This window comes from Aquabacterium parvum (assembly GCF_001447195.1).
Classification (GTDB): domain Bacteria; phylum Pseudomonadota; class Gammaproteobacteria; order Burkholderiales; family Burkholderiaceae_C; genus Aquabacterium; species Aquabacterium parvum.
In genome coordinates, this window is record NZ_LFRI01000100.1 from 83,918 (window position 1) to 108,725 (window position 24,808).

At 65.4% G+C, this 24,808-nt stretch carries 23 protein-coding genes and 1 tRNA gene; 16 read left to right on the top strand and 8 right to left on the bottom strand.

Annotation, left to right across the window (positions count from 1 at the left end; genetic code table 11):
* Positions 1 to 3 precede the first annotated feature (3 nt).
* The 5 genes from ABG80_RS03640 to ABG80_RS03660 form a co-directional block, all read right to left on the bottom strand.
* On the bottom strand, positions 4 to 633 hold the full coding sequence (locus ABG80_RS03640; RefSeq protein ID WP_407638728.1) for a LemA family protein: 630 nt from the start codon (positions 631 to 633) through the stop codon (positions 4 to 6).
* A gap of 150 nt (positions 634 to 783) precedes the next feature.
* A complete protein-coding gene (locus ABG80_RS03645) occupies positions 784 to 1,005 on the bottom strand; it encodes a hypothetical protein (protein WP_058086411.1) in 222 nt (73 codons plus the stop codon).
* Between the two features lie 225 nt (positions 1,006 to 1,230).
* On the bottom strand, positions 1,231 to 4,152 hold the full coding sequence (locus tag ABG80_RS03650; RefSeq protein WP_058086412.1) for an ExeM/NucH family extracellular endonuclease: 2,922 nt from the start codon (positions 4,150 to 4,152) through the stop codon (positions 1,231 to 1,233).
* Positions 4,153 to 4,267: 115 nt separating this feature from the next.
* The gene (gene rsxB / locus ABG80_RS03655) at positions 4,268 to 4,930 is read right to left on the bottom strand and encodes an electron transport complex subunit RsxB (protein WP_058086413.1); all 663 of its coding nucleotides are present in this window, start codon (positions 4,928 to 4,930) and stop codon (positions 4,268 to 4,270) included.
* A gap of 43 nt (positions 4,931 to 4,973) precedes the next feature.
* Entirely contained in the window at positions 4,974 to 6,230 is a 1,257-nt protein-coding gene (locus ABG80_RS03660; protein ID WP_058086414.1) for a polyhydroxyalkanoate depolymerase, read from the bottom strand.
* Positions 6,231 to 6,558: 328 nt separating this feature from the next.
* Between ABG80_RS03660 and ABG80_RS03665 the strand changes: the two genes are divergently transcribed.
* Positions 6,559 to 8,136 carry a glyoxal oxidase gene (locus ABG80_RS03665; RefSeq protein ID WP_058086415.1) on the top strand — a complete coding sequence of 526 codons (1,578 nt, stop codon included), beginning with the start codon at positions 6,559 to 6,561 and terminating at the stop codon, positions 8,134 to 8,136.
* Between the two features lie 71 nt (positions 8,137 to 8,207).
* On the opposite strand, the gene ABG80_RS03670 is transcribed toward ABG80_RS03665, so the two are convergent.
* The 3 genes from ABG80_RS03670 to ABG80_RS03680 form a co-directional block, all read right to left on the bottom strand.
* Complete coding sequence (locus ABG80_RS03670; RefSeq protein ID WP_058086416.1) at positions 8,208 to 8,852, bottom strand: PEP-CTERM sorting domain-containing protein; 645 nt, start codon at positions 8,850 to 8,852, stop codon at positions 8,208 to 8,210.
* A 40-nt stretch (positions 8,853 to 8,892) separates the two neighbouring features.
* Complete coding sequence (locus ABG80_RS03675) at positions 8,893 to 11,100, bottom strand: PhoX family protein (protein WP_058086417.1); 2,208 nt, start codon at positions 11,098 to 11,100, stop codon at positions 8,893 to 8,895.
* Positions 11,101 to 11,368: 268 nt separating this feature from the next.
* The gene (locus ABG80_RS03680) at positions 11,369 to 12,568 is read right to left on the bottom strand and encodes an amino acid aminotransferase (protein WP_058086418.1); all 1,200 of its coding nucleotides are present in this window, start codon (positions 12,566 to 12,568) and stop codon (positions 11,369 to 11,371) included.
* A 145-nt stretch (positions 12,569 to 12,713) separates the two neighbouring features.
* On the opposite strand from ABG80_RS03680, the gene uvrB reads away from it, so the two are divergent.
* The 15 genes from uvrB (at position 12,714) to ABG80_RS03755 (ending at position 24,618) form a co-directional block, all read left to right on the top strand.
* Positions 12,714 to 14,873 carry an excinuclease ABC subunit UvrB gene (gene uvrB / locus ABG80_RS03685; protein WP_058086419.1) on the top strand — a complete coding sequence of 720 codons (2,160 nt, stop codon included), beginning with the start codon at positions 12,714 to 12,716 and terminating at the stop codon, positions 14,871 to 14,873.
* A 123-nt stretch (positions 14,874 to 14,996) separates the two neighbouring features.
* Entirely contained in the window at positions 14,997 to 15,482 is a 486-nt protein-coding gene (locus ABG80_RS03690) for a low molecular weight protein-tyrosine-phosphatase (RefSeq protein WP_058086458.1), read from the top strand.
* A gap of 196 nt (positions 15,483 to 15,678) precedes the next feature.
* Complete coding sequence (gene iscR / locus ABG80_RS03695; protein WP_058086420.1) at positions 15,679 to 16,212, top strand: Fe-S cluster assembly transcriptional regulator IscR; 534 nt, start codon at positions 15,679 to 15,681, stop codon at positions 16,210 to 16,212.
* 169 nt (positions 16,213 to 16,381) lie between these two features.
* On the top strand, positions 16,382 to 17,602 hold the full coding sequence (locus ABG80_RS03700) for an IscS subfamily cysteine desulfurase (RefSeq protein ID WP_058086421.1): 1,221 nt from the start codon (positions 16,382 to 16,384) through the stop codon (positions 17,600 to 17,602).
* 18 nt (positions 17,603 to 17,620) lie between these two features.
* Positions 17,621 to 18,007 carry a Fe-S cluster assembly scaffold IscU gene (iscU, locus tag ABG80_RS03705; RefSeq protein ID WP_058086422.1) on the top strand — a complete coding sequence of 129 codons (387 nt, stop codon included), beginning with the start codon at positions 17,621 to 17,623 and terminating at the stop codon, positions 18,005 to 18,007.
* Positions 18,008 to 18,071: 64 nt separating this feature from the next.
* Positions 18,072 to 18,395 (top strand): iron-sulfur cluster assembly protein IscA, encoded by a 324-nt coding sequence (gene iscA / locus ABG80_RS03710; RefSeq protein WP_058086459.1) that lies wholly within the window; start codon positions 18,072 to 18,074, stop codon positions 18,393 to 18,395.
* 111 nt (positions 18,396 to 18,506) lie between these two features.
* Positions 18,507 to 19,067: a Fe-S protein assembly co-chaperone HscB gene (gene hscB, locus ABG80_RS03715; RefSeq protein WP_058086423.1), complete on the top strand. Its 561-nt coding sequence runs from the start codon at positions 18,507 to 18,509 to the stop codon at positions 19,065 to 19,067.
* 3 nt (positions 19,068 to 19,070) lie between these two features.
* The gene (hscA, locus tag ABG80_RS03720) at positions 19,071 to 20,939 is read left to right on the top strand and encodes a Fe-S protein assembly chaperone HscA (protein WP_058086424.1); all 1,869 of its coding nucleotides are present in this window, start codon (positions 19,071 to 19,073) and stop codon (positions 20,937 to 20,939) included.
* A gap of 52 nt (positions 20,940 to 20,991) precedes the next feature.
* Positions 20,992 to 21,330 carry an ISC system 2Fe-2S type ferredoxin gene (fdx, locus tag ABG80_RS03725; RefSeq protein WP_058086425.1) on the top strand — a complete coding sequence of 113 codons (339 nt, stop codon included), beginning with the start codon at positions 20,992 to 20,994 and terminating at the stop codon, positions 21,328 to 21,330.
* 60 nt (positions 21,331 to 21,390) lie between these two features.
* Positions 21,391 to 22,116 (top strand): DNA polymerase III subunit epsilon, encoded by a 726-nt coding sequence (gene dnaQ, locus ABG80_RS03730; protein ID WP_058086426.1) that lies wholly within the window; start codon positions 21,391 to 21,393, stop codon positions 22,114 to 22,116.
* A 79-nt stretch (positions 22,117 to 22,195) separates the two neighbouring features.
* Positions 22,196 to 22,270: transfer RNA gene (locus ABG80_RS03735), tRNA-Val, on the top strand.
* 232 nt (positions 22,271 to 22,502) lie between these two features.
* Positions 22,503 to 23,120: a PAAR domain-containing protein gene (locus tag ABG80_RS21205; RefSeq protein ID WP_083505780.1), complete on the top strand. Its 618-nt coding sequence runs from the start codon at positions 22,503 to 22,505 to the stop codon at positions 23,118 to 23,120.
* A 34-nt stretch (positions 23,121 to 23,154) separates the two neighbouring features.
* The gene (locus ABG80_RS03745; RefSeq protein ID WP_235513738.1) at positions 23,155 to 23,652 is read left to right on the top strand and encodes a hypothetical protein; all 498 of its coding nucleotides are present in this window, start codon (positions 23,155 to 23,157) and stop codon (positions 23,650 to 23,652) included.
* The gene (locus tag ABG80_RS03750) at positions 23,612 to 24,169 is read left to right on the top strand and encodes a hypothetical protein (RefSeq protein WP_152987439.1); all 558 of its coding nucleotides are present in this window, start codon (positions 23,612 to 23,614) and stop codon (positions 24,167 to 24,169) included. The genes ABG80_RS03745 and ABG80_RS03750 overlap by 41 nt, the downstream gene beginning before the upstream one ends.
* 98 nt (positions 24,170 to 24,267) lie before the next feature.
* On the top strand, positions 24,268 to 24,618 hold the full coding sequence (locus ABG80_RS03755) for a hypothetical protein (RefSeq protein WP_160322423.1): 351 nt from the start codon (positions 24,268 to 24,270) through the stop codon (positions 24,616 to 24,618).
* The last annotated feature ends 190 nt before the right edge of the window (positions 24,619 to 24,808 follow it).

Below are 24,808 nucleotides of genomic sequence, written 5' to 3' on the forward strand. Positions count from 1 at the left end.
AGTTCACTTCTTGTCGCCGAAATCGACCGTGGGCGGCTGCGAGATCTGGGCTTCGTTTTGCACCGTGAAGCCGGGCTTGACCTCGTAGCCCATCACCTTGGCGGTGAGGTTGCTGGGGAAGCTGCGCGCGAGGACGTTGTACTCCTGCACGGTCTGGATGTAGCGGTTGCGTGCCACGGTGATGCGGTTCTCGGTGCCTTCGAGCTGCACGCGCAGGTCCTGGAAGCCCTGGTTGGCCTTCAGGTTGGGGTAGTTTTCGCTGACCACGAGCAGGCGAGACAGCGCGCCCGACAGCTCGCCTTGGGCCTGCTGGAACTTGTTGAACGCTTCCGGGTTGTTGATCAGCTCGGGCGTGGCCTGGATGCTGGTGGCCTTGGCGCGGGCCTCAACGACCTTGGTCAGCGTTTCCTGCTCGAAGTTGGCCTCGCCCTTGACGGTGGCCACGATGTTGGGGATCAGGTCGGCGCGGCGCTGGTACTGGTTGAGCACTTCCGACCAGGCGGACTTGGTTTGCTCATCCAGGCGCTGGAAGTCGTTGTAGCCGCAGCCGGTCAGGGCGGCCGAGGTGGCGAGCGTGGCGATCAGGGCGGTGCGACGCAGGCTTCGGATCGAGGGGGACTTCATCAGGTGCATGGCGCTTCCTCTCGGTGCATGGAGCGAAGGGATTTCGCCAGCATAAATGAGGATGCGCGATGCGGCTTTCAAGGGGCTTGAAAGCGCCTCTGGGGGCAAGGCGGCCGCACCACACCGCTTCGGCGTGGAAGGGTGGGGCACCAGGCTGGGTCAGGCGGGCGAGAGGCCTTCCAGCATGCGGCAGGACACGACCTGGTGCGCACGGGAGCGGGGGTAGCGGTCTCGCACGATGGAGATCGCACCCATCGGGGTGTCGGCCATCACCTTGAGCACGCGTTGCACGGCTTTGCACGACGGGTCGATCACGACCATCGTGGACACTTCGTACAGCTTGAGGGCAGGCTCGATGGCCAGGTTCATCAGGGCACGCATGATGCACTTCTCCAGGGGGTGCGCGGCGCCGGGGCGCTGCTCACGTCGTCAGAATGCATGTTGCGGGCCAGCTGTGACACGGTGGTGACCCCCGTTCCAGGGTTTGCCTGAAGACAGTTTCGCCACAAATGAACGAGGAAGGCCGCTTTGTGAGCATTCCTGCCCGGTGCATGTTGGCGTCAGGTGGTGTGTCGCGCGCCGCCCCTCATGCAGATCGTTTGCTGTTCACTGGATCAGGTCGCGCGATGCCACGATGTGGGAGCTGTGCACGCCGCTGAGCGTGGCCAGCAGCAAGGCACCCGCAGGGCCCGCGCTGCCATCGGTGTCCACGCGCACTTGCAGGCCGGACGCGCTGTCGACCAGGCGGATGTGACCGCTGGCGATCAGGTCGGCGCTGGTCACGCCATGCGTGCTGCGCAGCAGGGCCACCACGGCGCTCAGGTCGATGCGGTCGGTGCCGGGCACGAAGTCGGTGATGGTGTCGCTGCCGTCGCGCAGGCTGGTGTAGACGAAGGTGTCGCGACCATGGCCGCCGCTGAGTCGGTCGGCACCCGCCAGGCCGGTGATGACGTCGTCACCCGGCGTGCCCACCAACGTGTCGCGGCCGGCGGTGCCCGTGAGCGACTTCAGCAGGTTCAGGCCGATCAACACCGGGTCATGGTCCGACGAGCGGTAGGGCGTGGCGGTGTAGAGGTCGGGGCTGCAAGCGGTGAGCGAGGCGTTGTAGCACTGGCCGGTGCTGGGCGAGCGCTTGAAGTTCATGTCGTAGTCGATCACGAAGGGCTCATCTGCGTTGATGTGCCAGTGCGTCACGCCGCTGACCTGGCCCAGTGCGCTGGCTGTGGCCAGGGCGTGGTCCAGGTAGCCCACCTCGCCGTCGAAGACGTAGGAGTAGCCAGCTTCGCCTTCAAAGGCCTCGATCAGGTCGGTGAAGCCGCCCCGGGTCAGCGTGAGGATCGGGTCTTCCTTGCCGTAGGCGTTGAGGTCGCCGATGACCAGCACGTCGCTGTCGCCGGTGCGGGTCTGCAGCTCGCTCACGAAGCTCAGCAGGCGGCTGGCCTGGGCCTGGCGGTTGGCGTTGTAGCAGCCTTGGCCGTCACCTTGGTCGGTGTTGGCGCCGGCCGCGTCAGAACAGCCCTTGGACTTGAAGTGGTTGACGACGACGGCAAAGCGCTCGCCGTTGGGCGTGGCGAACACTTGTGCCAGCGGCGGGCGGTTGTGGATCGGGTCGGTGTCTGCCAGTGCGCTGCCCTGCGGCGTGACCTTGGTCGGCTTGTGGATGAGCGCGACACGGATGGCATCGGTGCCGGTGGGGTTGCCGCCCACGGTGGCATCGAAGGCCACGGGCAGGGACACGACGGCGTAGGTGCCGGCGCCGGCCACGGCGTTGAGCGCATCGACCAGGTTCTGCGCAGCGGTGTTGCCGTTGTTCTGGATCTCCATGAGGCCGACCACGTCGGCGTCCAGCCCTAGCAGGGCTTGCACGATCTTGTCGCGCTGGCGGGTGAACTCGGTGAGGTTGTCGGCGCCACGGCAGTTACCGGCCGCCACGCTGCTGCCCAGCGAGCAACCCTGGCCGCTGGCGCCGCTGGCGGTCTGGCCGTTGGTGAAGGTGGTGAAGTAGTTCAGCACGTTGAAGCTGGCCACCTTGAGGTTGCCGCCCACGTCCGCTGGTTGCGTGCTGCGAGGGTGCGCGCGCTGGAAGCTCACGGCTTGCGTGGGGTGCACCTTGTAGCTGGCCAGGCCGGTGTTGCTGGTGGTGCTCAGGCCGTAGTCGAGCACGCCGACCAGGCCGTCCAGCGTGTCGCCAGCGCGCAGCGTGTTGTCCGCGCCGATGTAGGGGATGGGCGTGGGGTTCTGCAGCGAGCTGCCATCATCAAGCAACAGCTGGCGTTGCGCGTTGGCTTCGGCGAGTTGCAGTGCCGCGACCGAGCCGGCGGGGTGAACGTTGGTGGGCTTGACCAGGCGACCGTCGGCCGACAGCGTGACCTGGCCATAGCGGCCCTGGAAGTAGTTCTGCGAGGCGGTCAGCGTGTTGGTGACCTGCACCAGCATGCCTTCCAGGGCTTCGAGTTCGTCCTGTGTGGCGGGCAGGGTCAGTGGCGTGGGTGCGATGGCCTGGTTGCTGGCCAACACGCTCAGCCCGCTCACGCTGGTCAGCTGCGTGATGGGGCGGCTGGCGGTGAGGGCGTTGGAGGCGGCGCCGGTGTTGAACTCGGTCACGGTGCCGGTGAGCTGCACCAACTGCTTGACGCTGACGGTGGGGGCGCTGCTGGTGAAGACGAACAGTCCTTCCGACGTGAGCGGGTTGCCGTCGGGCGCGTCACTCTGGATGAAGAAGCCGTTGTTGTTGACGCGCGTGACGATGCCGCGCGTGGTCACGCTCTGGCCCACGAGCGAGCTGGTGTGGCCCGTGCCCTGGATCTGCGAGATGGGCGTGACCGATGGCGAGGGGCTGGGCGAAGGCGAGGGAGACGGCGACGGCGCAGGAGAGGGCGCGGGCGCGCCGCTGCATGGCTTGAGCGGGCTGCTGCTGTTGCGCGGCGCGGGCGCGGCGGTGATGAAGTCGGCCGCGTTGTTGTTCGTGTCGGTGCAGCCGTCGTTGACCCGCCAGGCGGCCAGGGTGGTGCTCAGCGCGGTGCCGGTGGGCGAGCCTTCGGTGGCGTTGCTGGTGCTGCCGTAACTGACGATGTCTTCGGCGCCGCTGGGGTTGGTGCCCGTCAGCGCGGTGGTGCCTTGCACCAGGGCGACCTTGCCACTGGCCGCTGCCATCGAGACGGTGCCGGTGGCGTCTGCGGAGGGCAGGGCGCTGCCGCTGCCGCCGCCGGACTGTTGGACCAGGAAGTACTGGCCGGGCTGCAGGGTGAAGACCGGCAGGTCGGTCTTGTTGCCCCAGCTTGAGCCGGTGGCCGAGGCGTATTGCACCGACCAGCCTGCCAGGTTCAACGGCGCGCTGCCGGCGTTGAACAGCTCGATGTAGTCGGCGTTGAGCAGCGCACCGCTGTTGCCACCCGCACCGTAGACCTGGCTGATGACGAGCCCGCTGGGCGATGCCTGGGCGGCGGCGGCCAGGCTCAGGGCCAAGGCGGCGCACAGCGGGCGCAGGGCGAAACTTGGGGAGGCGGAAGCGGGGGCGCGGTTCGGCATGGCGGTGTGCAGTGCAGGGTGGACCAGATCTGCACAGTCTGCTGAGCGCGCGTGTCAGGCCTGCGTGTTGCCACCCTGCCATCCGGGCGCCACCCGGCTCATCCCGCGTGGCAATTCACTCGCTGCGTCGCCGCGCCCGAGCCCTGGCCAGCGCGGCCTCGATCACCGCGCGCTTGGCGTCGAGCTCGGCCGGCTCGGTCAGCTTGCTGACCTCGGGCAGGTGAGCCAGCTTGTGCTCGGCCTTGGCCTGCAGGCGCTCGTCATGCTCGACCTTGGCGCGGCGCGTGCGCACCTGGTGCCAGGCGTACTGCTCACGGGCCCGATCGGCCTGTTCGGCGGACCACGCGGCCCAGCCCGTGGGCGCGGGCTCGGCGTGCACGGGCACCAGCGAGATGCAGTCCACCGGGCACACGGGGATGCACAGCTCGCAGCCGGTGCAGTCCGGCTCGATCACGGTGTGCATGTGCTTGTTGGTGCCGATGATGGCGTCGACCGGGCAGGCCTTGACGCACAGGGTGCAGCCGATGCACCAGGCCTCGTCGATGACCGCGAGCTGGCGCGGGCCCTCCAGGCCGTGCGCTTCGCTCAGTGGGGCAAACGGCTGGCCGGTCAGGGCGGCGAGGCGGCGCACCCCTTCTTCTCCGCCGGGTGGGCACTGGTTGATGCCGGCCTCGCCTTGCGCGATGGCCTGCGCGTAGCTGGCGCAATCGGGGTAGCCGCAGCGCGTGCACTGCGTCTGGGGCAGCAGGGCGTTGATCTGATCGGCGTGCGGCGACATGGGGCGGGAGTGTAGCCGCCCCATGCCGGTCAGGCGCCGGGGCTCACTTGTTGTGAGACAGGATGAAGGCGCGGATCTCAGGGTAGGCCTTCTCGCGCCAGCGGCGGCCCGAGAAGATGCCGTAGTGGCCCGCGCCGATCACGTCGTAGTGCTTCTTGCGGGCCTTGGGGATGCCGGCGCACAGCTCTTGCGCCGCGCGGGTCTGGCCCGCGCCCGAGATGTCGTCGAGCTCGCCTTCGACGGTCAGCAGCGCCGTGGTCTTGATGTCCTGCGGCTTGACCAGCTCGAGCTTGCCCTTGGGGTTGGCGACCTTCCAGGTGCCGTTGACCAGCGAGAAGTCCTGGAACACCGTCTTGATGGTGTCCAGGTAGTACTCGGCCGGCATGTCCAGCACGGCGTTGTACTCGTCGTAGAAGTCGCGGTGGGACTCGGCGCTGTCGTCGTCACCGCGCACCAGGTCCAGGAAGTAGTCGTAGTGCGAGGTCGCGTGGCGGTCGGGGTTCATGGCCACGAAGCCCGTGTGCTGCAGGAAGCCCGGGTAAACGGGGCGACCGGCGCCAGGGTAGTTGGGCGGCACGCGGTAGATCACGTTGTTCTCGAACCATTCGTACGACTTGTTCATCGCCAGGTTGTTGACCGCGGTCGGCGATTTGCGGGCGTCGATGGGGCCGCCCATCATGGTCATGGAGCGAGGAGTCGGCTCGCCTCGGCTGGCCATCAGCGAGACGGCGGCCAGCACCGGCACGGTGGGCTGGCACACGGAGATCACGTGCACATCGGTGCCCACCTTGCGGATGAACTCCTGCACGTAGTTGATGTAGTCGTCGAGGTGGAAGGCGCCTTCCTCGGTGGGCACCATGCGGGCGTCCACCCAGTCGGTGATGTAGACCTTGTGGTCTTGCAGCAGCGTGCGCACGGTGTCGCGCAGCAGGGTCGAGTGGTGACCCGACAGCGGCGCCACCACCAGCACGGAAGGCTGCAGGCGCATCTTGTCCAGCAACTTGCCGTCGTCCGTGAAGCGCTTGAAGCGCAACAGGCGGCAAAACGGCTTGGCTTCAACCACCTGTTCCTGGATCACCACGTCGGTGCCGTCCACCGTCACCTTGTTGATGCCGAACTCGGGCTTCTCGTACTCCTTGGTCAGCCGGTGCACCAGGTCAAAGCCGGCCGAGATGCGGTGGGCAGAGGGCATTTGCGCCATCGGCGACAGCGGGTTGCTGTAGAGCTTCGAGGCCGCGCTGGCAAACTCGGAGAAGGGGCTGATCCAGGCGCGGTGTGTTTCGTAGATCTGGTAGAGCATGGCGGGACCTTTGTTCTCGGTTGGACCTCATGGCCTGACCATGGGTGCCGACGGGTGCCATCGGTGCATGGTGCAGTGCAGCATATGAGGGATTTTGCATCTTTGCACGCCCGTCTGATCACAGAGCGTGTCAACAGACCGGATCTGTCCGGCTTATTTCGGTGCATGGAGTGGTGATTGACCCGCAATGGGGCGCAGTTGACGCCTGCTTGAGGGGGTCGATGCCTTTCGCCATGCAGCAAACCTGGCCACATTGGCAGGCCTGGGTTAACGTTCTGTCGCATTTTTGCGGCCTCGAGCGCGTCCCCGCATTCAAACAGGAGCCCCCATGCCCATCCATCCCGGTCTTCCCTTCGTCGGTTCGTTCGATGGTCGTTGTGTCCGAAAAAGCAAGGTGCAGGCGGGTGGCGTGAGGGTGATGGGTGCCGCTGGTGCCGTCCTGGTGGGCGTGCTGAGCCCCGCAGTGCACGCGGCCACCGACACCTATCAACGCGGCTCTTTCGGCCCGGTGGTGAGCTGGCCCCTGATCCCCATCCACGCTGCGCTGCTGCCAGATGGCCGACTGCTGACCTACGGCACAGACGGTCAGGGCAACCAGACCGGTCAGTTCACCTACGACGTCTGGGACCCGAGCAAGGGCACGGGCGCCACTTCACACCTGACCTTGCCCAACACCACGGGCGCCGACACCTTCTGCAGCGGTCAGATCGTGTTGCCTGCCAGCGGTGCGGTGTTGTTGACCGGGGGCGACCGCACCATCAACGGCGTGCGCAATTACTCGATCAACGACGTCAACCTGTTCGACTGGCGCAGCAACGCGCTGTATTCGGCCCAGGCGCCCATGGCGTTTTTGCGCTGGTACCCGACCGTGCTGACGCTGGCCAATGGCTCGACGCTGGTGCTGGGCGGGCGCCAGACCCCCGCGGTGCCTGGCGCCTCGACCGAGAGCTGGGTGGCCACCCCCGAGGTCTACACCGAAGGCATCGGCTGGCGCAGCCTGCCGGCGGTGGCCAGCGACGACGCCTATGGTGCGCGCAACTGGAGCTACCCCCGCGCTTGGCAAGCACCCAACGGTCAGGTCTTCATCGCCACCAAGTGGGGAGGCACCTACTACCTGGACCCGAATGCCGCGGCTGGCGCCGGGCAACTCACCCGCACGCCGCTGAAGCTGGCCGAGAGCGACGACTACCTGCCTTCGGTGATGTTCGCGCCGGGCAAGGTCCTGTCGCTGCGCAAGCTCAACCGCGCGGTGGTGATCGACCTCAATGGCACCACGCCCACCTCCAAATCGGTCTGGGGTGTGGGCCAGGACCGCTACCACGCATCGGCCACCGTCATGGCCGACGGCAAGGTGCTGGTCAGCGGCGGCTCGATGGTCTCGAACGTGGCGATTGGCGTGACGTACTCAGCGCGCATCTGGAACCCGGCCAACAACAGCTGGACCACCACCCCATCGGGCACGAAGATGCGGCTGTACCACTCGGTGGCGATGCTGCTGCCCGATGGGCGCGTGCTACTGGGGGGCGGTGGCGCACCCGGTCCGCAGAACAACCTCAACGCCGAGATCTACACGCCGCCTTACCTGTACAAGCAGGACCGCACCGCAACGCTGGCCACGCGGCCAGTGATCACCTCGGCGCCGCAGACGGCGGCCTGGGGCGCGCGCATCAACGTGGGCGTTGACGTGGCGGGCATCAGCCGCGTGACCTTGGTCAAGACCGGTTCGGCCACGCACACCGTGGACTTCGACCAGCGCTTCCTGCCGCTGACGCACACGGTTTCCGGCACGCAGCTGAGCGTGACCATGCCTGCCAACGCCAACCTGGCGCCGCCCGGTTACTACATGCTGTTTGTGTTCAACAGCGCAGGGGTGCCCTCGGTGGCCAAGATCATCAAGTTGGGGTGACGTGCTGAAGAGCGCATGAAAAAGGGGCCCCGAAGGGCCCCTCACCTTTGACGCGAGCGGGTCGCGTGCGATCAGGCGCGACGGCGCCGAGCCACGAAACCAGCAACGCCCAGGCCAGCCAGCATCAGGCCCCAGGTGCCCGGCTCGGGCACAGCGGTCGTGACGTTGTCGATCACCACCGAACCATCGACGAAGCCGAAGCCGTAGATGTCGGCCGTGGCGCGTTGGAAGCCCAGGAACTTGCCTTCGTCGTAGCCGAAAGCATCGGTGTCGATCGACACGCGGAAGCTCTCCAGCACGTAGCCGTCGATGTCATAAGCCACCACCAGCATGCTGTTGTTGGTCTTGCCTGCAGCCTGGAACTGGTTGACGAATGCGCCGACCGACGACACCGGGTTGGCGAACGAGAAACCGATCTCGCCGCGCCCGGTGGTGAAGGCCGAAGCCAGGAAGGAGCCGTCGCGGTTGGCGTTGCCCACCACGCTCCACAGGCCGTTGTCACCCAGGTCCTGGGCGTACTGACCCGCGATGGCGTTGGCCGTGGTCGTCAGCGTCACGCCGTTGCCCAGGTCGAGGCTGCTGCCCACGGTCAGGCCGTCGAACTCGTTGAAGGTGATGACGTCACCGGTGAAGGTGGCGCTGTCGGCGATGACCGGGGCGGCTTGGGCGCCCATGGAGGCTGCCATCAGGGCGGCAGCAAACAGCTTGGTTTTCATGAGTGAATCCTTTCTTGGGGAGCTTGAACTGCGGCGCCCGTCAGGAGCCGATGATCCCGCCGTCGTCCTTGGTGATGACGACCACGGAAGAGCGGGGACGACCGGCGGGCAGCACGGTCACGCCGTCCGATTCCACGGCGTACTGGTTCTGAGGCCAGTTCGAGAACTGCGTCGGGTTGGCGAAGGTCGAGTCCTCGCCCGGGTGCTGGATGCCCACGAACATGGTCTTGCCGTCCGGGGTCATCGTCACGCCGGTGACTTCGCACTTGTTGGGCGCGGTCATGAAGCGGCGGGTCACGCCGGTGTTCGGGTCGGCGCACACCATCATGTTGCCGCCGATGTTGACGAAGTCACCCGAGCCATCGCCGACCTGGTCGGTCTGCACCCACAGGCGACCGAAGTAGTCGAACCACAGGCCGTCCGGGGCACCGTAGTCGGCGCTGCCGTTGGGGGCGTCGACGATGTTGCCCTTGTAGTCGTTGGTCGGCTTGGCGGCCTTGGTGGTGGCGGTGTCACCGGCCTGTGCGAACAGGTCCCAGCTGAAAGTCGTCGAGGTGACCGACTTGTTGGTCTCGCGCCAGCGGATGATGTGGCCGTAGACGTTGTCGGCACGCGGGTTGGCCGCGTCCACAGCGGGACGGGCCGAAGCAGCGGTGGTGCTGCCGTCGATGGCATTGGACGAAGGCGTGGTGCTGCTGCCGCGGCGGTTGTTGTTGGTCAGGGTGCAGTACACCTCGACTTCGTCGAAACCGTTGATGCGGGGGCGCGCGCCGGTCCACTCGGGGCGGTCCATCATCGTGGCACCGACGGCGTCAGCGGCCATGCGGGTCTTGATGAGGATCTTGGCTTGCACCTCGGCGTCGTTGGCGCCGGTGAAGTTGGGGTTGTCGCGCAGGGCCTGGCCGTTGACACCGATGGTGCCGGGCTCCAGGGCGACCCACTGACCTTGCAGGCTGCTGTCGAAGCGAGCGACGTACAGGGTGCCGCTGTCGAGCAGGTTGCGGTTGGCGGCGCGGTTGGTCGGGTTGAACTTGCCGGAGCAGACGAATTTGTAGATGTACTCGTTGCGCTCGTCGTCACCCATGTAGAAGGCAACGTTGTTCTGGGCATCGACGACGTACTGGGCGCTCTCGTGCTTGAAGCGGCCCAGGGCGGTGCGCTTGACCGGCAGGCTGCGCGGGTCGTAGGGGTCGATTTCGACCACCCAACCGAACAGGTTGGTCTCGTTCGGGTTGACCGACAGGTCGAAGCGAGGGTCGGTGGTGTGCCAGCGGTAGCCGAAGCCACCAGCGGTCACGCCGTAGCGGTTGTACAGCTTGCCTGTTTCGGTGCTGGTGGCGGGCAGGGCGGCGTTCGAGCCGAAGTTGCCGTTCCAGTTCTCTTCGCAGGTCAGGTAGGTGCCCCAGGGCGTGATGCCGTGGGCGCAGTTGTTGATGGTGCCGTAGGCGGTGAAGCCGTCGAGCTGGTTGCCGGTGGGCACCGAGCCGTTTTCGCCAATGACGTACTCGTTGGCCTTCATCAGGGCGTGGCCGGCGGCCGGGCCCGACACGCGGCTCTTGGTGTTGGCGGTGATGCGGCGGCCGTAGATCGAGTTCTTGACGACGGTCCACTTGCCGTTGATGCGGCGGCCTTCAACGATCGACACGCCGTGGGCAGCTTGCGACTTGCGGGTCTTGGCGATGTTGTAGCCGTTGGCCTGACCGTCGGTGAACAGGATGTCTTCGTGCGTGTACTCGTTGTTGGCGCACAGCAGGCCGCGGTCGCTGGCGGCGGCACCGCTGGCACCCGGGAAGGGGAAGAAGTGCATGCCATCGGTGTGCATGCCGTACTGCTTGGCTTGTTGTGCGGCCGTTTCGGAGGCGTTGCCGACGAAGGCGGTGCCACCGGGCATGATCGGGTCGCCCCAGGCCACGAAGACCTGAGCGGTGTAGCCAGCGGGCACGGTGACCTTGTCAACCGTGGAGGTGGCGGAGCCACCCAGCGAGGCGTTCAGCGCGCGGGTGTTGGCGGGCACGCTTTCGAAACCGATGCCGGGGAAGCCCACGCTGGGCGGCACGGCAGCGGCTTCGACGGTGCCGACCAGACCACCCAGGGTCAAGCCACCCACAGATGCCAGTGCGGCGGCGCTCACGCCACCCTGGATGAACTGCCGACGGCTGGCTTCTACGCTGTCGATGACGTCGCGGATGGTGGGAACGTGCGACTCGGCGAGCGTCACGTCGTTGGTGGGATGGGAAGCACCCTTCATCGAAATCTCCGGTGGGTTGATGCAGATGGTTGCCTGTGGGGCAGGCATGAAAACCGTTCACCGGGATCTTCGTAAAAGGGTGTGACAAGGGTTGGGTGGTGGCGACCGAGGGTGTTGATCCGATCGGATCATGCTGTCTGTCATGGACGTAAAAAAACCTGCAACGGCGTGAGCCGAAGCAGGTTTGTTCGGGGGTCCTTGCGCCTGGTGAAAAACGCCCCTTGTGCGTCGCAGGCAGGGCCTCAGGCCCGCCGCGACCTCAGTGCCTTCACATCACGGCCTTGATGGACGAGGCGACGTACGCCAGGTTGCCGGTGTTCAGGGCGGCCACGCAGATGCGGCCCGAGTCCACGCCGTAAACGCCGAACTCGCTGCGCAGGCGCTGCATCTGGGCGGCGTTCAGGCCGGAGTAGCTGAACATGCCCTTCTGGCGGGTGATGTAGCCCAGGTCGCCTTCAACGCCAGCGGCCTTGAGGTTCTCGACCAGCGCACCGCGCATCACCTTGATGCGGTCGCGCATCTCGGCCAGCTCGTCTTCCCACATCTGGCGCAGGGCCGGGGTGGTCAGCACGGTGGCGACCACTTGCGCGCCGTGCGTCGGCGGGTTGGAGTAGTTGGTGCGGATCACGCGCTTGAGCTGGCTGAGCACGCGGGCCGACTCTTCAGCCGTTTCGCTCACGATGCTCAGGGCGCCCACGCGCTCGCCGTACAGCGAGAAGCTCTTGGAGAAGCTGGTCGACACGAAGTAGCTCAGGCCGGCGTCGAGGAACTTGATGACCACGGCGCCGTCTTCGGCGATGCCGTTGCCGAAGCCTTGGTAGGCCATGTCCAGGAAGGGCACCAGGCCACCGGCCTTGATCACGGCGATGACTTCGTCCCACTGGGCGTCGGTCATGTCGTAGCCGGTCGGGTTGTGGCAGCAGGCGTGCAGCAGCACGATGGTGCCGGCGGCAGCCGCCTTCAGCTTGGCGATCAGGCCATCGAAGTTGATGCCGCGCTTGTCGGCGTCGTAGTAGGGGTAGGTGTCGACCGGGAAGCCGGCCGACTCGAACAGGGCGCGGTGGTTTTCCCAGCTCGGGTCCGAGATCAGGACCTGGGCGTTGGGGTTCAGGCGCTTGAGGAAATCGGCGCCCAGCTTCAGACCGCCCGTGCCGCCGATGGCCTGGGCGGTGGCGATGCGGCCGCCCTTGACGGCGGGGTGTTCGGCGCCGAAGACCAGGCCTTGCACAGCCTTGTCATAGGCCACGATGCCGTCGATGGGCAGGTAGCCACGTGCCTTGGGGGCTTCGAGCATCTGCTTTTCAGCGGCGGCCACGCACTTGAGCAGGGGCAGCTTGCCCTGGTCGTCGGTGTACACGCCCACGCCCAGGTTCACCTTCTTGGGGTTGGGGTCGGCGTTGAACTGTTCGTTGAGGCCCAGGATCGGGTCGCGGGGGGCCATTTCAACGGAAGCAAACAGTGAGGCCATGCAAGCAGTCTCCGGTCGGTTGAGATAAGCTGAAAGATTCGGTGCCGCGGCCAGCGCTTCCTGTGGGATGCGTCGCCTCGGGTGCCACCGTTCAGCCAGTGCCCGATGTGGGCAAACCCTTGATTTTAGCCCGTAGTCGCCTCGGATGCCCGCCTCCACCGCCCAATCCCCTGCTGCCAGCCGTTCAGGTGTCACGGAATCCGACGCATCCTCGGGTCAGCCCACCGGCCAGTTCGTGAGCTTTGAAGGCTCGCCTTTCGAGCTTTTTCAGCCCTACCCGCCGGCGGGTGACCAGCCCACCGCCATCGCCCAGCTCTGCGAGGGCATCGAAGACGGCCTGAGCTACCAGACCCTGCTGGGCGTGACCGGCTCGGGCAAGACCTTCACCATGGCCAACGTCATCGCCCGTGAAGGCCGCCCGGCCATCGTCTTCGCGCCCAACAAAACCCTGGCTGCGCAGCTCTACGCCGAGTTCCGCGAGTTCTTCCCCAACAACGCCGTCGAGTACTTCGTCAGCTACTACGACTACTACCAGCCCGAAGCCTACGTGCCGCAGCGCGACCTGTTCATCGAGAAGGACAGCGCCATCAACGAGGCCATCGAGCAGATGCGGCTGAGCGCCACCAAGAGCCTGCTGGAGCGCCGCGACGTGGTCATCGTCGCCACCGTGTCGGCCATCTACGGCATCGGCAAGCCCGAGGACTACACGCAGATGCGTTTCATCGTGCGCAAGTGCGACAAGGTCGGCCAGCGTGACGTGATCGCCCAGCTGATTCGCATGCAGTACAAGCGCAACGATGCCGATTTCAGCCGAGGCACCTTCCGCGTGCGCGGCGACACCATCGACATCTTCCCGGCAGAACACTCCGAGCTGGCCCTGCGCCTGGAACTCTTTGACGACGAGGTCGATTCGCTCTCGCTGTTCGACCCGCTCACCGGCCGCATCCAGCAGAAGATCCCGCGCTTCGTCGTCTACCCCTCGAGCCACTACGTGACGCCGCGCGAGCAGGTGCTGCGCGCCATCGAAGGCATCAAGGAAGAGCTCAACGTGCGCGTCAAGGAGCTGGTGGCCGCAGGCAAGCTGGTCGAGGCCCAGCGCGTCGAGCAGCGCACCCGGTTCGACCTGGAAATGCTCCAGGAAGTCGGCCACTGCAAGGGCATCGAGAACTACACCCGCCACCTGTCAGGCGCCAAGCCGGGCGACCCGCCGCCCACGCTGGTGGACTACATGCCGGCCGACTCGCTCATGTTCCTCGACGAGAGCCACGTGATGATCGGCCAGCTCAGCGCCATGTACAACGGCGACCGCGCCCGCAAGACCACGTTGGTCGAATACGGTTTCCGCCTGCCCTCGGCGATGGACAACCGCCCGCTCAAGTTCGAGGAGTTCGAGGGCAAGATGCGCCAGTGCATCTTCGTGACGGCCACCCCTGCTGTGTACGAGCAGCAGCACGCCGGCCAGGTGGTCGAGCAGGTGGTGCGCCCCACCGGCCTGGTCGACCCGGTCGTCGAGGTGCGCCCCGCCACCCACCAGGTCGACGACGTGCTGCAGGAGATCCGCATCCGCGTCGAGAAAAACGAGCGCGTGCTCATCACCACGCTGACCAAGCGCATGGCCGAGCAGCTCACCGACTACCTGACCGAGAACGGCGTCAAGGTGCGCTACCTGCACTCCGACATCGACACCGTCGAGCGCGTCGAGATCCTGCGCGACCTGCGCCTGGGCACCTTCGACGTGCTGGTGGGCATCAACCTGCTGCGCGAGGGCCTGGACATCCCCGAAGTCTCGCTGGTGGCGATTCTGGACGCTGACAAGGAGGGTTTCCTGCGCGCCGAGCGCAGCCTGATCCAGACCATCGGCCGCGCCGCCCGCAACCAGAACGGCCACGCCATCCTGTATGCCGACAAGGTGACCGAGTCGATGCGCAAGGCGATGGACGAGACCGCCCGCCGCCGCAACAAGCAGATCGCCCACAACGAGGCCCACGGCATCACCCCCAAGACCATCAACAAGAAGGTCAAGGAGCTGATCGATGGCGTGATGTCCAACGCCGCCAAGGACGACCTCAAGGCCGCCGAGGCCCTGGCCAAGTCGATGGAAGGCGCCGAGGCCCTGTCCGAGCGCGACCTGGGCAAGCGCATCAAGCAACTCGAAAAGGACATGCTCGAAGCCGCCCGCGCGCTGGAGTTCGAAAAAGCCGCCCGCCTGCGCGACCAACTCGCCCTGCTCAAGGAGCAGGCCTTTGGCGCCGCCGGCCACGACCACGTCCTGGCCGCATCGGCCGCCCAGCCTGCACGCAAGTAAGTGAGCAAGAAGTCCAAGCCTCCGATGTCCAGCCTGCTGTCTCGCATCCTCGGCGCCGCCGGCGTCACCGCGCCTGGCGACGCGTCCATTGAGCGCAACCCGGGTGCCCGCGTGCGCGTGCTCATGGTCTGCATGGGCAACATCTGCCGCAGCCCCACCGCCGAAGCCGTGCTGCGCCAGCGACTGGAGCAGGCCGGCCTGGCCGACCAGGTCGAGGTCGATTCTGCCGGCACCCACGCCTACCACGTGGGCAGCCCGCCCGACGACCGCTCGCAAGACGCTGGCAGCCGACGCGGCTACCGCCTGGACGGGCTGCGCGCGCGCAAGGTCGTGCCGCTTGACTTCGAGCGCTTCGACCTGGTGCTGGCCATGGATTGGGACAACCTGGCCCTGCTCGAAGAGCGCTGCCCCGACGAGCAGCGCCGCAAGCTGCGTCGGTTGACGGAGTTCATCCCGGGTGCCCATCCCCTGGCGGGCTCCGTCGTGGTGCCCGACCCGTACTACGGCGGGCGCGAAGGCTTTGACCACGTGCTCGACCTGGTCGAAGCTGCCTGCGACGGGCTGATGGAGCACCTGCGCATGCGCTTGCACATCCTGAACAAGAAATAGGCCCAGGCCATCGGGTGCATTGGCAATGACTCCGGGTTACCCCTTGCTGAAACTTGACAGAATCACTCGGCTTTCCTAGAATCTGACTAACCCACTCGGGAATTGACGCCGGGGCCGGTAGACCCCACCCTGGCAGGCCACATTCAGGCAAACCCTCGCTTGAAGAGGCCCCGAGTCTTGATTCAGGAGAAGCGCCATGCGTCTGACCACCAAAGGCCGTTTTGCCGTCACCGCGATGATCGACCTCGCCTTGCGCGAGCACACCGGTCCCGTCGCCCTTGCTGCCATCAGCCAACGCCAGCAGATCTCGCTGTCTTATCTGGAGCAGCTGTTCGGCAAGCTGCGCCGGCATGAGCTGGTCGAGAGCACCCGCGGCCCCGGCGGCGGTTACTCGTTGGGCCGCAAGGCCGAAGACATCACGGTGGCCGACATCATCGTGGCCGTTGACGAGCCCATCGACGCCACCGGCTGCGGCGGCAAGGAAAACTGCATGGGCGAGGACGGCGGGCGCTGCATGACGCACGACCTCTGGACCAGCCTGAACAACAAGATGATCGAGTACCTCGACTCGATCTCGCTGCGCAAACTGGTCGATGACCAGATCGCCAAGGGTGTTTCCATCGAGGCCGCCCCCATCAAGCGGGCCATTTCCACGGCGCCCGTGGTCAAGCCGATCAAGGTGACGGCACCGAATTCGGTGTTCGCCCTCGGAGCGGCCCTGACCAAGTGAGGGTCATGGCAGGACAGGGCTTCCCGCCCCCTGCCTGAAGCCCGGATAATGGAAGGTTTTCCGCCTGACCTCGGTTGGCGACCGGGGCGGGCGTCAGCGTGAGCCGGACTCAGCACACCGGTTTTCGCGATTTGCAAGTGTTCGCAAGACAAGAAGCAGTGCCCCCACCATGGACATGACCCCGCACTTCCCGATCTACATGGACTACGGCGCCACCACGCCGTGCGACCCCCGCGTCGTCGATGCCATGATCCCCTGGCTGCGTGAGCACTTCGGCAACCCGGCTTCGCGCACCCACGCCTATGGCTGGGAAGCGGAAGAAGCCGTCGAGCGCGCCCGCACCCAGGTGGCCGAGCTGATCGGCGCCGACCCGCGCGAGATCGTCTGGACCTCTGGCGCCACCGAGTCCAACAACCTGGCACTCAAGGGCGCTGCGCACTTCTACCAGTCGCGCGGCAAGCACATCATCACCGTCAAGACCGAGCACAAGGCAGTGCTCGACACGGTGCGTGAGCTCGAGCGCCAGGGCTTCGAAGCCACCTACCTCGATGTCAAGGACGACGGCCTGCTCGACATGGACGCGCTCAAGGCCGCCATCCGCCCGGACACCATCCTGATCTCGGTCATGTACGTGAACAACGAGATCGGCGTCATCCAGGACATCCCCGCCATCGGCGCGCTGTGCCGCGAAAAGGGCATCGTCTTCCATGTGGACGCTGCTCAGGCCACCGGCAAGATCGACATCGACCTGAACCAGCTGCCGGTCGATCTGATGAGCCTGGCTTCGCACAAGACCTACGGCCCCAAGGGCATCGGTGCGCTGTACGTGCGCCGCAAGCCCCGCGTGCGCCTGGAAGCCCAGATGCACGGTGGCGGCCACGAGCGCGGCATGCGCTCGGGCACGCTGCCCACGCACCAGATCGTCGGCATGGGCGAGGCCTTCCGCATCGCCAAGGAAGAGATGCACGCCGAGAACGAGCGCATCCGCGCGCTGCAGCAGCGACTGCTGTCGGGCTTGCAGGGCATCGAGCAGATCTTCGTCAACGGCGACCTGACCCAGCGCATCCCGCACAACCTGAACGTCTCCTTCAACTACGTCGAAGGCGAGTCGCTGATCATGGGCATCAAGGGCATCGCGGTGTCCTCGGGCTCGGCCTGCACCTCGGCTTCGCTCGAGCCCAGCTACGTGCTGCGCGCCCTGGGCCGCTCTGATGAACTGGCCCACAGCTCGCTGCGCATGACCATCGGCCGCTTCACCACCGAAGAAGAGGTCGACACCGTCGTCACCACCCTGAAGGAGCGCGTGGCCAAGTTGCGCGAGCTGTCCCCGCTGTGGGACATGTACAAGGACGGCATCGACCTGAGCACCATCCAATGGTCCGCTCACTGAAGAATTTGGAGTACTGACATGGCATACAGCGACAAGGTCATCGACCACTACGAAAACCCCCGCAACGTCGGCTCCTTCGAAAAGGGCGACGAATCGGTTGGCACTGGCATGGTGGGCGCCCCGGCTTGCGGCGACGTCATGAAGCTGCAGATCAAGGTCAACCCGTCCACCGGCGTGATCGAAGATGCGCGCTTCAAGACCTACGGCTGCGGCTCCGCCATCGCCTCGAGCTCGCTCGTGACCGAGTGGGTGCGCGGCAAGACGCTGGACGAAGCGCTGACCATCAAGAACACCCAGATCGCCGAAGAGCTGGCCTTGCCCCCGGTCAAGATCCACTGCTCGATCCTGGCGGAAGATGCCATCAAGGCAGCTGTGAACGACTACAAGGCCAAGCATGCAAACTGACGCATCCTGCACCGCCGGCCCCGGCAAGGAGCCGCTGCCCGAGATCGCCTTGGCGACCGAAGGCATGCGCGTTTCGCTCAGCGATGCCGCGGCGCGCCACATCACGCGCTACCTGGCCCGCCGGGGCAAGGGGGTGGGCGTGCGCCTGGGTGTCAAGACCACCGGTTGCTCCGGCCTGGCCTACAAGATCGAGTTCGCCGACGAGGTGGCGCCCGAAGACATCGTCTTCGAGCAGCAGGGTGTGAAGATCCTGGTCGATCCCAAGAGCCTGCCCTACATCGATGGCACCGAGCTGGACTTCGTGCGCGAAGGCCTGAACGAAGGCTTCAAATTCAACAATCCCAACGAACGCGATCGTTGCGGTTGTGGGGAATCCTTCCGCATCTGAGCATCCGCGCTCGGGATGGCCCTGGTGCTGCCCCGCACGACGCGCCAAGGCACACACCTTGCGTCGAACGAAGCCCCGCCCCCTCGGTGGGGTTTCGCACTTTGACCGACCATGAACATCGACGCCGACGACTTCACCTTGCTGGGCCTGCCGCGCCGTTTTGCGCTGGAGCGCGCCCTGCTGGACAACGCCTGGAAGGCGCTGCAGGCCAAGGTCCACCCCGATCGTTTCGCTGCCGAAGGTGGCGCCGCGCAAAGGCTGGCCATGCAGTGGGCTGTGCGCGTGAACGAGGCCCATCAGCGCCTGAAAGACCCGCTCAAGCGCGCCGCCTACTTGTGCGAGCTCGCGGGTGCCCAGGTGCAGGCGCACGACAACACCGCCATGCCTGGCGACTTCCTGATGCAACAGATGACGTGGCGCGAGGCCCTGGAAGAAGCTGGCAATGCGGCCGAGGTCGAGGCTTTGTCGACCGAGGTGACGGCCCAGCGCCGCGCCCGGCTGGCCCGCGTGGGTGAGCTGCTCGATGGTGCAGCCGCGCACACCGACGGCACTGCTCAGGCGGCTCAGGCCGCCCAAGCTGCGCAGGAGGTGAGGGCGCTCATGTTCATCGACCGCCTGCTCGAAGAAGTCGACACCCGGCTGCAACGCTACGAAGACGAGGAAGGCGCCTGACGCATGGCCCTGCTGCAAATTTCCGAACCCGGGCAGTCGCCCGATCCGCACCAGCGCCGCATCGCCGTCGGCATCGACCTGGGCACCACGCACTCGCTGGTGGCCGCCGTGCGCAATGGCGCCGCCGAATGCCTGCCCGATGAACAAGGCCGCGTGATCCTGCCTTCGGCCGTTCGCTACCTGGTCGATGCGCAAGGTCGCACGCGCCGCCAGATCGGCTTCGACGCCATCCATGCGCAGGCCGAAGACCCGCTCAACACGGTGGTGTCGGTCAAGCGCTTCATGGGCCGCCGCCTGGCTGATCTGCCCGACGCCGGCAAGCTGCCCTACCAGTTCGAAGACCAGCCTGGCATGGTCGGCGTCAAGACCGTGGACGGTGTGAAGTCGCCGGTCGAGGTCTCGGCCGAGATCCTGGCCAGCCTGCGCCAGCGCGCCGAAGACACCTTCAACGACGACCTGTTCGGTGCCGTCATCACGGTGCCCGCCTACTTCGACGACGCCCAGCGCCAGGCCACGAAGGACGCGGCCCAGATGGCCGGCATCAACGTGCTGCGCCTGCTCAACGAGCCCACGGCCGCTGCCATCGCCTATGGCCTGGACAACGGCTCCGAAGGCCTCTACGCCATCTACGACCTGGGTGGCGGCACCTTCGACATCTCGATGCTGCAACTCAGCCGTGGTGTGTTCGAGGTCGTGGCCACGGGCGGTGACTCGGCCCTGGGCGGCGACGACATCGACCACGTGCTGGCCGACGCGGCCCTGGCCGATGCCCGCATGGAGGCCGTCACGCCGCAGGACAAGCGCGCCGTGCTCGTGGCAGCTCGCCGTGCCAAGGAAAAGCTCTCCACCGATGGCAGCGTGCATTTCTCGTGTGCGCTGTCGGGCGGCATGGTCTCGACCACCATCACGCGTGAGCGCCTGAACGAGCTGGCCAAGCCGCTCATCGACAAGACGCTGGCTTCGGTCAAGCGCGTGCTGCGCGACGCCAAGGTCAAGCCCGACGAGGTCAAGGGCGTGGTCATGGTGGGGGGCTCGACCCGCATGCCCGCCGTGCGCGACGCCGTGGGCGCCTTCTTCGGCCAGGCCCCGCTGACCGACCTCAACCCCGATGAGGTGGTGGCGCTGGGCGCGGCCATCCAGGCCAACCAGCTCGCGGGCAACAACGTCAACGGTGAGCTGCTGCTGCTCGACGTGCTGCCGCTGTCGCTGGGCCTGGAAACCATGGGTGGCCTGGTCGAGCGCATCATCCCGCGCAACACCCCGATCCCGTCGGCCCGCGCGCAAGACTTCACCACCTTCAAGGACGGCCAGACCGCCTTGGCCGTGCACGTGGTGCAGGGCGAGCGCGAGCAGGTCGAGCACTGCCGCTCGCTGGCGCGCTTCGAGCTGCGCGGCATCCCGCCGATGGCCGCCGGTGCCGCGCGCATCCGCGTGAGCTTCCAGGTCGATGCCGATGGCCTGCTGAGCGTGTCGGCCAAAGAGCAGCTCTCCGGCGTGGAAGCCTCGGTTGTCGTCAAGCCCAGCTACGGCCTGAGCGACGAGCAGGTGGCCCACATGCTGCGCGAAGGCTTCACCACCGCCGCCGAAGACATGAAGGACCGCGCTCTGCGCGAAGCTCGCGTCGAAGCCGAGCGCATGCTCGAAGCCACGCGCACCGCCCTGGCCGCCGACGGCGACCTGCTGACCGCCGAACAACGTGCCGAGATCGATCAGCTCATGGCCCAGATCGGTCAGCGCTGTGACCGCGGTGACTTGGTCGCGCTGGAAGCCGCCACCAAGGCCCTGGCCGACGGCACCGAGTACTTCGCGGCCGAGCGCATGAACCGCGGCATCCGCCAGGCGCTGGCTGGCCGCACGCTTGATCAGATCTGACAAGGCGCTTCAACGCCCTCGACCGCCCCAGAGCCCCACACGAAGCCCCACCATGCCCGTCATCAAGATCCTGCCCCACGCCACGCTGTGCCCGCAGGGCGCCGAGATCCAGGCCGCGCCCGGCACCAGCATCTGCGAAGCCCTGCTCGACAACCACATCGAGATCGAGCACGCCTGTGACATGAGCGCGGCCTGCACCACCTGCCACGTCATCGTGCGCCAGGGCTTCAACAGCCTCAACGAAATCGAAGAGACCGAAGAAGACCTGCTCGACCGCGCCTGGGGCCTGGAGCCCAACTCGCGCCTGAGCTGCCAGGCCATCGTGGCCGGTCAGGACCTGACCGTGGAGATCCCCAAATACACGATCAACCACGCGAGAGAGAATCACTGACCCGGCCGGCTTGAGGCGGCCCGGTGCCGCTCCTTCCTGCACCCCTGAGGCTCAGTTCACATGACTCGCCAGATCTTTCTTGACACCGAAACCACGGGCCTGAGCCCCGAGTCCGGCGACCGCATCATCGAAATCGGTTGCGTGGAGATGGTCAACCGCCGCCTCACCGGCCGGCACCTGCACCACTACTTCAACCCCGAGCGTCCCAACCACGAAGACGCCGTGCGCATCCACGGCCTGACCGACGAGTTCCTGGCCGACAAACCGCTGTTCGCGTCGCTCGCCGACGAGATCGTCGAGTACTGCCGTGGCGCCGAGGTCATCATCCACAACGCGAGCTTCGACATCGGCTTCCTCGATGCCGAGCTCAAGCGCCTGGGCAAGGGCAAGTTCCGCGACCACGTCGCCGGGGTCATCGACAGCCTGGTCATGGCCCGCGATATGTTCCCGGGCAAAAGCAATTCGCTGGACGCGCTGTGCCGCCGCCTGGAGGTCGACAACACCCACCGCACGCTGCACGGCGCCTTGATGGACGCGGAGCTGCTGGCCGAGGTCTACATCAACATGACTCGGGGCCAGGACGCCCTGCTGATGGACACCGACGCGGGTGAAGGCGATGGCATGGGCGGCACGGTCGAAGCCGTGGCGGTGGACTTCAGTGCCTTCGAGCTGCCTGTGCTGGCGCCAACGCCTGAAGAGGCCGAAGCCTTCGACAAGGCGTTGCAGGATCTCGACAAAGCTGCGGGCGGTGAGTGTGTTTGGAGAAAGCTAGAAGGTGTGGTATAGTTTTGGTCTTCGCTGATTGCTGAGGGCAGCAATGCACCAAGCAGTCAGCAGGTGGATCAAAAGTCCCGAAACCAGTTTCGGGCGGTTAGCTCAGCGGTAGAGCACTGCCTTCACACGGCAGGGGTCGCAGGTTCGAACCCTGCACCGCCCACCAGAACAAACCTCGTGAATCGAAAGGTTCACGGGGTTTTTTCATTGCCATTTCAGTTCGAACTGTTTGGGCAATGGGGCTGCAGGCCGTTCTGAGGTGCAGAGCGGCCATTTCCGATCGGTGTTCGGAGATCGGCAACAACTGGGAACGCTGTGTCACAGCTATCGCTCCGTTGGGGGCGTTGGCAACATTTCTTCCGCTGCTAGAGTTTCAGCCAAACTAACCAGGGGAAGAGATGAGGCCGTTCATCGTCATCGGTGACAGGACCGATCACGGCGGCGTGGTCATTGGTTCGACCATGACCACCGACACGCATGGCAAACGCTTGGCTCGCGTGGGCGACCAGGTTACCTGTCCGAAGAAGGGGCACGGCACCACGGTGATCGTCACGGGTGATCCGACGATGATCGTTGATGGTGCTCCCGTCGCCAGGCACGGGGACAAGTGCGCGTGTGGCGCGACATTGATTTCCAGCCAGGTGGTGTCGCGCGTGGGAGATGGTGGTGGCGGTGGTGGTGGAGCCCGTGCCAGCACCGGTGCGGCCTCCAGTTCATCTGCTCCGGTTGGCGCAAAGGCGGCGGGCCTCATCAGCTCTCTGCTACCCGAGAACCATGAGTACGACATTCACTTCGTTGTTCGTGACGAGCTCACTGGCCAGCCGTTACCCAGGGTGTCATACAAGATCACCCTGGAGGATGGCCGCTCCATCACAGGCGTCACAGACGATAAGGGGCTGACAGAAAAGATCAGCTCCAACACCAAACAAAAAGCGACATTGGAGGTTCATCACTATGGCGACGACGGTGACTGCGGAGCTGACGCCCAAGGCCGATACGACGCCTGCTGTTGCTGAGGTACCTGCGAAGGAAAAGAGTGGAGCCCAATGGGTGTCTCGCTTCCCCGGCAGTGCCAGCTTGAATGACCTTGAATCCACGTTCAAGGAAAAGGCGGAGAAGTTCATCTCTGCCATCAAGACCGCCGGCGGGTCTGTCAGCATTGCAGCGACCTATCGCCCGAGGGAGCGCGCCTACCTCATGCACTACGCTTCGAAAATCGCTCGTGGCGAGATCACGGCGGACAAGGTGCCTGCCATGGCTGGCGTGAACATCGATTGGGTTCATGACACGGATGATGCGTCGAAGGCCGCCGCCTCGGCCATGGCGAAGGGGTACACGATCGTGTACCCGCCCGCCTTGATTTCACGTCACACAGAACGCGCGGCGGTTGACATGACGATCACGGGCATCGTCGGTAAGAAAATCAAGAATGCGTCGGGCGAGGATGTCGAGATCAAGAAGCTCAGCGACCTCAATGCCGTCGGCGCAACCTATGGAGTGAACAAGCTTGTTTCAGATCCGCCTCACTGGTCCGACAACGGGCATTAAGTTGCTTGCGCTGTGGCTATGTGCCATGGCCACGGGCATTGCCTCCGCATCGGATGCGCGCTACGCCATCGTCCAGATGGATGGTGCTGGACATGGCCATTTGATCGCCTCCGCGCCGCTCGCCAGGGGCGATTCGGTGCACATGCAGTATCCCGCTGCAGCAGGGGGCAGCGCATGTTGCAAGCGCCTGATGGCGAGTGACTTCACAGAAGCCTCATCCGACGAACTGCTGGCAACGAACGAGGTCAGCGGAGAACGGGTCTTCGTCTACCGTGTTCGGGTTCCCCGACTTTGGTACGTGGCGCCATTCATTGGGGTCGCCGCGGTGGGCAAGAACATGAAAACGCGCAATGCGGGTGCTGAACTGGTGTCGGTGGATCGCGGCCAGGGCATCCGCCGAGCCGGGTTGTGTACGAGCGAAGAGGGCGTTCATCTCATCGAGAGAGCGGGGGCATCCGAACGCACGCACCTGTACCGGTCTGTAGGTTACGCCATCGAGTCACCCACATGCCGTTGATTCGCACTGGGGCCTGACTGGTGGAGCGCATCAAGAGGTTCGCTTTACAGCCCAGGGCGCCTGCGCGAGATCCGGACACGACGAGTACCGAGCTTTTGATGGATGGCAAGCCAATCGGCATTGCCATTGAAGGCTTGCAACTCGTTGACCAATTCGACACAGGGCAAGGCTATCTGCTCGTTGCGGACTACAACGACCCGTGGGAAGAACTGACCGTGGTGACCTTGTTGAGCAAGGGGCTCAAGCCCCTGGCAAGCAAGCTTTTGGGCAAGTTCGTTTACGTCTTTCCGTCCAGGACCTTTGCCGTCCAGCGCATCGAAATCGATGGTGATGCATTGGTCCTTCTCGGAAGCAGCCCAGACGAAGGTCGCTATCGCGTGGAGGTCGCGGACGTGTGGACGTTGCGTGGACGCAGGCTGGGCGTGAAGGCCGTTTGGACGCCGACATGAGCCTCTTGTGCCCAAGGGCGCGCACCCCTCGCGTTGGGACAATTTTGGGACACTGACACTTGGATATCGAAGGACAAACAAGTACACTGATGTACGCTAAGTGATTGTCGCTCTTGGAGTTTTTCTCTAAGTCGTTGATCTGAAAGACCGATTTTTTTGTTTTCACACGGCAGGGGTCGCAGGTTCGAAC

Excerpts from the sequence above, each read along its gene's own strand:
- ABG80_RS03640 (WP_407638728.1), bottom strand. The coding sequence starts at position 633 with ATGCACCTGATGAAGTCCCCCTCGATCCGAAGCCTGCGTCGCACCGCC.
- ABG80_RS21205 (WP_083505780.1), top strand. The coding sequence starts at position 22,503 with ATGAGGCCGTTCATCGTCATCGGTGACAGGACCGATCACGGCGGCGTG.
- hscA (WP_058086424.1), top strand. The coding sequence starts at position 19,071 with ATGGCCCTGCTGCAAATTTCCGAACCCGGGCAGTCGCCCGATCCGCAC.
- ABG80_RS03675 (WP_058086417.1), bottom strand. The coding sequence starts at position 11,100 with ATGAAGGGTGCTTCCCATCCCACCAACGACGTGACGCTCGCCGAGTCG.
- iscR (WP_058086420.1), top strand. The coding sequence starts at position 15,679 with ATGCGTCTGACCACCAAAGGCCGTTTTGCCGTCACCGCGATGATCGAC.
- ABG80_RS03665 (WP_058086415.1), top strand. The coding sequence starts at position 6,559 with ATGCCCATCCATCCCGGTCTTCCCTTCGTCGGTTCGTTCGATGGTCGT.
- ABG80_RS03690 (WP_058086458.1), top strand. The coding sequence starts at position 14,997 with ATGGTCTGCATGGGCAACATCTGCCGCAGCCCCACCGCCGAAGCCGTG.
- fdx (WP_058086425.1), top strand. The coding sequence starts at position 20,992 with ATGCCCGTCATCAAGATCCTGCCCCACGCCACGCTGTGCCCGCAGGGC.
- dnaQ (WP_058086426.1), top strand. The coding sequence starts at position 21,391 with ATGACTCGCCAGATCTTTCTTGACACCGAAACCACGGGCCTGAGCCCC.
- hscB (WP_058086423.1), top strand. The coding sequence starts at position 18,507 with ATGAACATCGACGCCGACGACTTCACCTTGCTGGGCCTGCCGCGCCGT.
- ABG80_RS03680 (WP_058086418.1), bottom strand. The coding sequence starts at position 12,568 with ATGGCCTCACTGTTTGCTTCCGTTGAAATGGCCCCCCGCGACCCGATC.
- ABG80_RS03755 (WP_160322423.1), top strand. The coding sequence starts at position 24,268 with ATGGATGGCAAGCCAATCGGCATTGCCATTGAAGGCTTGCAACTCGTT.
- ABG80_RS03660 (WP_058086414.1), bottom strand. The coding sequence starts at position 6,230 with ATGCTCTACCAGATCTACGAAACACACCGCGCCTGGATCAGCCCCTTC.
- ABG80_RS03645 (WP_058086411.1), bottom strand. The coding sequence starts at position 1,005 with ATGCGTGCCCTGATGAACCTGGCCATCGAGCCTGCCCTCAAGCTGTAC.
- uvrB (WP_058086419.1), top strand. The coding sequence starts at position 12,714 with ATGCCCGCCTCCACCGCCCAATCCCCTGCTGCCAGCCGTTCAGGTGTC.
- ABG80_RS03650 (WP_058086412.1), bottom strand. The coding sequence starts at position 4,152 with ATGCCGAACCGCGCCCCCGCTTCCGCCTCCCCAAGTTTCGCCCTGCGC.
- ABG80_RS03700 (WP_058086421.1), top strand. The coding sequence starts at position 16,382 with ATGGACATGACCCCGCACTTCCCGATCTACATGGACTACGGCGCCACC.
- rsxB (WP_058086413.1), bottom strand. The coding sequence starts at position 4,930 with ATGTCGCCGCACGCCGATCAGATCAACGCCCTGCTGCCCCAGACGCAG.
- iscA (WP_058086459.1), top strand. The coding sequence starts at position 18,072 with ATGCGCGTTTCGCTCAGCGATGCCGCGGCGCGCCACATCACGCGCTAC.
- iscU (WP_058086422.1), top strand. The coding sequence starts at position 17,621 with ATGGCATACAGCGACAAGGTCATCGACCACTACGAAAACCCCCGCAAC.
- ABG80_RS03670 (WP_058086416.1), bottom strand. The coding sequence starts at position 8,852 with ATGAAAACCAAGCTGTTTGCTGCCGCCCTGATGGCAGCCTCCATGGGC.